The sequence below is a fragment of the Salinimonas profundi genome, from assembly GCF_014750655.1.
GTDB classification, from domain to species: domain Bacteria; phylum Pseudomonadota; class Gammaproteobacteria; order Enterobacterales; family Alteromonadaceae; genus Alteromonas; species Alteromonas profundi_A.
In genome coordinates, this window is record NZ_JABBXD010000011.1 from 110,072 (window position 1) to 116,718 (window position 6,647).

A 6,647-nucleotide genomic window follows, 5' to 3' on the forward strand; every position below is an offset into this window, starting at 1 on the left:
CTGTCTTAACATTTCAAATCTGCAAGCTTATCTTTTTTCAACCGTTGAAACTTCACAATAAGCACATTTTCAACCGTTGAAATTTCAGTCTTAACATTTCAAATCTGCAAGCTTATCTTTTTTCAACCGTTGAAACTTCACATTAAGCACATTTTCAACCGTTGAAATTTCTGTCTCGGAATTTCAAACTGCAAGCTTATCCTTATTTCAATATCAGTATTGCAAATATGCAGTCACGCCATTGTTTATCTTCCACAGGTTTTGCCTTGTCTACCAACTTCTTCACTTTATAAGTTCTTACTTTAGGAGAACAGCGAATGGAAGAAAAATTTGTGGATCGATTGAATATCATTAGTGATAGATCTACCTGTAAAGTAGATAGTAGTGCTATGGGGCAGGGTGCTAATGATACCCCTTGTTTTGAAGTCTCTACCTGCATCAGATTACCTACACAGTCTCTATGTGACAGCATAACCAGCAGAGACATAGAAGAAATCTTAACTCGCGTAGCAACAAAAAGTGAATTTAAAAGATATTTATTTGACCGCGCTGTATGCAATCGGGATTCAATACTTTCAGAGATTGAAAACGAACTGGCTATAGGAATTAATATTCAATATTTCTCAGGTAAGGAAGCTTTCATAGTGGCCGGTCAGCATGATTGGTTGATTGTGCTAGAAAGGTTAAGAGAAGTATTTACTCATATATCTTTGGGCAAACAGTTTAGCGGTTACCATACTTATAACTTGTCAGCAGGTGGCGCCACACATCATTGAGAGTGGGGGAGTAGTATTAAATAATGCTGAAGTGCTGCTCCTATGACCATAAAGTTCGATGTTAGGCATCGACATTCCGTATAAATTGCACGATATCCACCAGCTGCAACATTACTTCCATTGAAATATTGGAGGTAACATGAATTATCTAAAGCTAACCACCGAAAACCGTCACGTTCTCTATGTAAAATCTATGAGCAAGTTGCACCGGATAACCCACTTGGCCTTTAATGAAGTAGGTCATACTATCCTGTTTAAGAATAAGGACAAAATAGCGGTATCAACCTTGCCAGGTTTTCCAGAGATTCAGCTGATGGCCGATTTATATTCAGGGTCAAATAAATATGACCTTGAAAATTTGTCGTCGAACTCACTCCTTTTTGCTGACATGTATATGTATACCTATGGAGGTTATTTTCAAATAGCAGGGGTTTTTGACAGAGTTACATCTGCAAATGCATTCCTACTTCAACGCCCAGACACAGCACCATTAGACTCAACAACATTTAAAAAAGGTGATGTACAACTTCATTTCATCTGCGCTATGAAAAAGTCTCGGATAATAACCAAATAGTCGATAAATCGGGAATCTGTTTCACACTTGACTTAGACTCCCGTATTTTAACTTAAGCGCCTGCTATCGCTGGCGCTTACCACCAATCTTAAATATATAAAGGACTTTCAATGCTAATTTTGACACGCCGGGCGGGTGAATCACTAAGAATTGATGATGACAAAACAATCACAGTGCTTGGTATAAAAGGGAACCAAGTTAGAATAGGTATTTCTGCTCCCCAACATGTAGATGTCCATCGTGAAGAGATCTATAAGAAAATTCAGAATGAGAAATCTTCTGCTCAATAACTAGTGGGACCCAACAGCCCGATTTTTCGACCACCTTATCATCTATATGAACTAAACGTTTTTTATTTTGGTTCCAGAGGTTAGCTGCCCTCTGAGTTGCCACCGCCGCCTCACGTGACACATTAACCCTATATTATTCAAAGGGTTAAAATCATGCAGCTGTCAAAACTCAATCGAACCGTTGATACATTTACCAATCTTTTCTCAAATAACTGGGTAGTCACTGTAGGTTTATCAGGCAAAGACAGCATTTGTGTAGCGCACTGCGCTGTTGAAGGGCTCAAGCAGGCTATCAAAGAAAACCCTATGGCAGGTCCACTATATATCGTGACAACCAACACCACGATAGACAACTTTGAACTTCATAACTTTATCCTTGATGTACACGATGCTGCGACCAGGTTCGGTCGCGAACATGGACTTCCAATTTATACCAAAGAGATCACCCCCTCACTATCTAACCTACCGATGGTTGAGTATTTGGGACGTGGAAAGCTGCTCAGAACACCTATGACGAGCAACAATGGACGTGATTGCACCATAGATTGGAAAATTGAGCCAATGAAGCGCTTTTTGAGAGAGGTTAAGGCAACGCACCAGACTGAAAAGGTTGTTTCCGCCAGCGGTACTCGCAGCCAAGAGTCTGTCATCCGGGCAGCCAATATAGAAAAGCGCGGTGAGACTGCAGATAGTGTTGTGCGCACAGATATGGGCTTTACGATTGCTCCAATCAAAGACTGGAGTCTTACAGATGTATGGTCGCTGGCCAACGCAATCGAGCAAGACGATATCGAGTCTATTATAGAAGACCATGCTAAAGGGCTTAGAAAGCACTATGCTGCAGGCAACTCTGGTACTTGCGATCTTTTCGCAGGTACTAATAAGCAAACAGACAAGGCCTGTGGGGCACGATTTGGCTGTATGTTGTGCGCCATGGTCGAAAATGACAAAAGCTTGCAGGCTCAGATAGATACAAGCCAGGAGACATACGGGTATATGGCTCCGATGGTCAAACTTCGTGAATTTATGGTTAATACTCTCTATGACTACCAGTATTCGCGCTCCATGATGGGCCGTGAGCTTAAAGCTGGTGGCTTCGTGAAGGTTGGCTACAATCAGTATTCTCTTGCATACAGACAAGATCTGCTTCGTTACGTCCTTACCATTGATGCACTTGAAGAAGAAGCATTTTACGATCGGTATGGATATGAGGCTCACAGGTTCCAGCTAATAGGCTACAAAGAGTTATTGATGATTCAATATCACTGGGCACGAGAGGGTGGTGAGCAGCTCGCAGGAGAGGCAATTCGCATTTGGCATGAAGTTCATACTGATGGATTGCGTTATCCAATACCTAATACTCAATATGCTGAACCAGCCAAATTACCTGAATACAGATACTTCGACATCAATGGCTATGTATCACTCCATGAGTGCACAGGCTTGCATGAAGATGACCGCCATAGCGTCGTCACTGGCCGACTTCACCGAGTAGCGAAGCTGGGGACAGAAATTGACCTGGTGCCATTCGAGGAAGCAAATAGTGCTGAAATCAGAAGCGAGTGCGGGATGGCCATGAGCTTTGTAGAAGAGTGGTTCCCGGATTCACTCAACATGGGACACTGGGGTAAAGGTAAGTGTCCAACTACGATTATCAAAGCCATGTTGGAATGTGGCCTTTTGAAGCTTCGCAAAGGTTCGATCCCACGGTTACATGCAGAGACACAACGTGCCCAAGTATATAACGCTCTTAGTACGACGTACGGCAAATCTTTTGAACATATCTGTACGGGGGCGTCAATTTCAAAAGAAGAGTATACAGCACATTTATTATTGGCCAGTCAGAAACAGACGAAGACTCAGCCACAGGCAGTCATGGATTTTTAGTCAGCTTCAGGCTGACTGCCTCCCCCTTGTCGCTATCGCTTCAGGGGTTGGCTTAAACAGCTTTCAAATTATCCCCATGAGCATCCCTTATTATTTTTTTAGGTGGGGTAGGGCGGGGGCTGCTGCATAATTTGACCAAGACTTTCCTCAAGCTACGTTGCACTGTATTCAAATCAAGGTGCAATTTATGAAGATCACAGAAGAAATCATACAGGCTGAATTATCAAGGTGCTTGGCTAAAGCAAGGAAAGCATTTCTCGAAGCGCATTGGGCTCATCCATTTTCAAAGCTTACTGTTGAAATGCTTGCTACAAAGTATGGTGAAGCGTCGAGGGACGGTACGATCAAAATAAGCTCGGCATTTTTAAATACTCCAGCATTGGCACAATTAACCATCACTTTGCTGCATGAGATTGCGCATTTGATAGTAGGCCTAAAGCAGGGACACAACAAGCAGTTTAGGCATGCCTTGGGAATGTTGTTGGAAAGTGAAAGTCTACCGTCTGAAGCTTTAAAGCAGTCAATTAAAAACAATACCCCTTACAAATATCGTCTGCTTGCATATACAAGCGCAGGCGAGGTGCTTGATTTAGGTGGGGCTTATAGAAGGACCAAGCGTTATCTTCAGTATAAAGGCAACCACAGCTTTAAAGGCGCACGTATTATGAAGTATGAGTATATTGCCTTCTCTTGTTCTGTTCCTGAAGATTTAATACGTGATGAAAGTTTAAGTAAATGACGAGAATTAAAAAAGCGCCTTAAAGCGCTTTCTTATACTTCACGGATAGCTAACTCTGATTCACTCGCTCTGTAAGTGACTGAAGTAGTTCTTTACGCATGAATACATAGCCTTCCGCGAAATCTCGAAATTTTGTTACAAGTTCATGTCCTTCCCAATCTCCTTCTAGGAACTGCTTCAGAGCAGTATCGTCAGCCAACGAGGATTTTTTCAGTCCATTTAAACTGGTCTTAAATGACTTGTGGAAAAGCTCCTTGATCTTGCCAGCCTCTTCACTGGTAAGTAGTGGGCTGAACTCATCGTATTTCAGTTTTTCAAGCGAACCATTAGATGCTGTTAATGATGGCATGGCTTCTTCAGCTTTAATCTTAGGCCTAGCAGCATTGTCCTCATAACCATCCTTGAAAGCAGCGAACGCAAAAGCGGCACGATTTCGAATGCTATCGTCTGTTCGGAACTTTTTATCCAACCATTTCAGCTTTCCTTCTATATGATCGTTGGTGAAGGCATTAAAAATGTCACGTATCTGTGCTTTAGTGAATCCAATGATTGCAAGCTTAGACTCAATGTCTGATTGCTCAGGAAGAACATCTTGCTCGATAAGAAAATCTGTCTGCTTGGCTTTCCTTACAAAAAACCTCATAGACTTGATTGGCCGGCCAGTGGTTTCCATATCAAGCTCAATACCAGCGACCATCTTAATTTGCTCAATAGCTTGTCTGAGTTTGCGGTTAAAGTATTTAGTTGCTTTATAGGCGTCCTTATCTACACCTAGAAGATTTTTAAGAACATCTATCTTTAACCATGGAGTTTGCCCTATATCAACGTATCTTATTGTATTTTCATACAATGCGAATGCTATATCACTCTGTATCTGATTTGTTATCTGAGAGTTAATCTTAGCGTATACTTCAGGGTCCAGCAGCGCACTTCGTATTTCGCTTGGGAAGCGCCATGTAATATGGCCATTGTGGATTTTGACATAGCTTAAAATGGGCATGATTTCCCAACTACGTTTGCCCTCGATAAGGTCAAATTCTATAGATATTTGGGAAAGCTCTCTCCAAATAGACTTCAAGTAATCATAGTCATTACTATTGTATTCAACGTACTGTCTAAACTCATGGATAGAAACTGTGTGATTTAACTCGGTTCCTTCTTGCTCTTTGAGATAATCGTGCAATTGGCCAGCTGAAGCCATTCGAACTTCGCGTTGAGCAAACCAAAGTGCAGCGTTAATGCTTTTTCGGTGCATTAAGCTTAGCCCGACACTACCAATATGAACAGCAGCAACGTGCTTCCTTAGCGGTACAACCTCCGTTTTTCCGCGAACTGCTATTGACTTCATTTTTATTATTCTCCGCAAGGTGACTTAGCGTTTATCACCTTGCAGATTTTGGCCGCGGATCACAGATCGTGTCAACAGCAAATCGGGTTTATTTTTAATCATTTCCAATATGTTCATCCAAAGGTGATCATTTACAGGAAATATCTTTGTCAAAGGTGATCAGTTACAGGAAGCAGGTCACTTTAACGAAGGTGACCGTTTACAGGAAACAGGTCATTTATACGAAGGTGACCATTTACAGGAAGCAGGTCACTTTAGCGAAGGTGACCATCTACAGGAAGCAAATCACTCTAGCGAAGGTGACCATCTACAGGAAGCAGGTCACTTTAGCGAAGGTGACCATCTACAGGAAGCAGGTCACTTTAGCGAAGGTGACCATCTACAGGAAGCAAATCACTCTAGTGAAGGTGACCATCTACAGGAAGCAGGTCACTTTAGCGAAGGTGACCATCTACAGGAAGCAGGTCACTCTAGCGAAGGTGATCATCTACAGGAAGCAGGTCACTTTAGCGAAGGTGACCATCTACAGGAAGCAAATCACTTAAGCGAAGGTGACTATCTACAGGAAGCAGGTCACTCTACCAAAGGTGACCACTTACAGGAAGCAGGTCACTTTAGCGAAGGTGACCATCTACAGGAAGCAAATCACTTAAGCAAAAGTGATAATTTAAGGTGTATCCTATTAAGCTCATGATTTTTGGGTAATTATCTTGCAGTTCATAAGCTTGTAACTTAACACGAAGGCTTGATGTACCAAGTAATGGCTGCATGGACTTCCCGCAAACGACCACTTTTAAAGTAAAGTAAATAATCCTGATAAATCGGATTTCCTGTAGATGGTCACCTTAGCGCGTCCAGCAATACTGCTTCGCATTTCCTGTAACTGATCACCTTGTGAAGTAAAGAAAATAATACTGATAAATCGGATTTCCTGTAAATGGTCACTTTAGGGTGTACCAGCAATACTGCTTCGCATTTCCTGTAACTGATCACCTTGTGAAGTAAAGAAAATAATACTGATAAATCGGATTTC

Annotated in this window: 7 protein-coding genes; 6 read left to right on the forward strand and 1 reads right to left on the reverse strand. The window is 41.9% G+C overall.

Translation table 11 applies throughout. From position 1 onward, the window contains the following. Window positions 1-317: 317 nt before the first annotated feature. From HHX48_RS16010 to HHX48_RS16030, 5 genes are all read left to right on the forward strand, one after another. Entirely contained in the window at window positions 318-776 is a 459-nt protein-coding gene (locus HHX48_RS16010) for a hypothetical protein (protein ID WP_191026349.1), read from the forward strand. Window positions 777-915: 139 nt separating this feature from the next. After that, a complete protein-coding gene (locus tag HHX48_RS16015) occupies window positions 916-1,350 on the forward strand; it encodes a hypothetical protein (protein WP_191026350.1) in 435 nt (144 codons plus the stop codon). 110 nt (window positions 1,351-1,460) lie between these two features. Next, a complete protein-coding gene (gene csrA / locus HHX48_RS16020) occupies window positions 1,461-1,640 on the forward strand; it encodes a carbon storage regulator CsrA (RefSeq protein WP_191026351.1) in 180 nt (59 codons plus the stop codon). Between the two features lie 153 nt (window positions 1,641-1,793). Beyond that, window positions 1,794-3,527, forward strand: coding sequence for an adenine nucleotide alpha hydrolase family protein (locus HHX48_RS16025; protein WP_191026352.1), 1,734 nt, complete (start codon window positions 1,794-1,796; stop codon window positions 3,525-3,527). Window positions 3,528-3,714: 187 nt separating this feature from the next. Further along, window positions 3,715-4,266, forward strand: a complete 552-nt coding sequence (locus HHX48_RS16030; protein WP_191026353.1) for a DUF45 domain-containing protein — start codon at window positions 3,715-3,717, stop codon at window positions 4,264-4,266. Window positions 4,267-4,315: 49 nt separating this feature from the next. Here HHX48_RS16030 and HHX48_RS16035 read toward each other — a convergent pair whose 3' ends face one another. Next, window positions 4,316-5,614 (reverse strand): replication initiation protein, encoded by a 1,299-nt coding sequence (locus HHX48_RS16035; protein ID WP_191026354.1) that lies wholly within the window; start codon window positions 5,612-5,614, stop codon window positions 4,316-4,318. A gap of 146 nt (window positions 5,615-5,760) precedes the next feature. Here HHX48_RS16035 and HHX48_RS16040 point away from each other — a divergent pair, with 146 nt between their 5' ends. Next, window positions 5,761-6,159, forward strand: coding sequence for a hypothetical protein (locus tag HHX48_RS16040; RefSeq protein WP_191026355.1), 399 nt, complete (start codon window positions 5,761-5,763; stop codon window positions 6,157-6,159). Window positions 6,160-6,647: the final 488 nt, after the last annotated feature.

Bases quoted from the DNA above. Each gene is read 5' to 3' on its own strand.
- HHX48_RS16010 (WP_191026349.1), top strand. From the start codon at position 318: ATGGAAGAAAAATTTGTGGATCGATTGAATATCATTAGTGATAGATCT.
- HHX48_RS16015 (WP_191026350.1), top strand. From the start codon at position 916: ATGAATTATCTAAAGCTAACCACCGAAAACCGTCACGTTCTCTATGTA.
- csrA (WP_191026351.1), top strand. From the start codon at position 1,461: ATGCTAATTTTGACACGCCGGGCGGGTGAATCACTAAGAATTGATGAT.
- HHX48_RS16025 (WP_191026352.1), top strand. From the start codon at position 1,794: ATGCAGCTGTCAAAACTCAATCGAACCGTTGATACATTTACCAATCTT.
- HHX48_RS16030 (WP_191026353.1), top strand. From the start codon at position 3,715: ATGAAGATCACAGAAGAAATCATACAGGCTGAATTATCAAGGTGCTTG.
- HHX48_RS16035 (WP_191026354.1), bottom strand. From the start codon at position 5,614: ATGAAGTCAATAGCAGTTCGCGGAAAAACGGAGGTTGTACCGCTAAGG.